Annotated in this window: 1 protein-coding gene; it reads right to left on the reverse strand. The window is 45.3% G+C overall.

All coding sequences use genetic code 11. From position 1 onward, the window contains the following. On the reverse strand, nucleotides 1-816 hold an 816-nt coding region (locus V5290_RS17300), incomplete at both ends, for an Ig-like domain-containing protein (protein WP_333388758.1).

Below are 816 nucleotides of genomic sequence, written 5' to 3' on the forward strand. Positions count from 1 at the left end.
TTAGTTGCTGCGTATTCGATGCCGTCCACGGTTACCACCACGGTGGCCGTTGTATCTTCGACATTACCCGTTAACATTGGCGTATTATCAGTGGTAGTGAGAGAGTCGACGCTAATTATTGGTGCGGTGCTATCAACTTCAATCGTCGTGGTTGCGCTATCCGTATGGCCCGCTTCATCACTTGCTGAAACACTGATATCAACCTCACCTTCCGCTAAATCAGGTAAGGTATCAGCCGCTAAAACCCAAGTACCATCGCCGTTATTTGTTGCACCATATTCAATACCATTGACCGTCACAATCACGGTGGCCGTTGCGTCATCAATGCTGCCGCTTAAGGCAGGTGAAGTATCGTTAGTCACTAAGGCATCAATACTTAAATTGAGGCCCGTTGTATCGACTTCAATAGTGCCAGTATTGGTTGCGCTATTACCCGCCGCATCTGAAGCGGTCACTGTAATAACGGTTTCACCATCATCTAATACAGGGAGTGTGTTATCCGCTAAAGTCCACGACCCATCCGCATTGTTGGTAGCTGTATACCCAACCTCATTCACTGTCACCACAACTACAGCTGTCGTGTCGTCTACGCTGCCCGTTAATACTGGTGTGTTATCGGTGGTAATAGTTGAATCTACGCTAACCACAGGGGCCGTTGAATCAATTTGTATTACTTTTATAGTATTATCACTATTACCTAAATTATCTTCAGCAATAACACTGATCTCAACATCACCTTCTTCTAATGTAAGTAATGTATCAGCCGCTAAACTCCAAGTGCCATCGCCGTTATTAATAGCACTGTATTCAACACCG

It is taken from the genome of Psychromonas arctica, from assembly GCF_036697365.1.
Taxonomy (GTDB): Bacteria; Pseudomonadota; Gammaproteobacteria; order Enterobacterales; family Psychromonadaceae; genus Psychromonas; species Psychromonas arctica_A.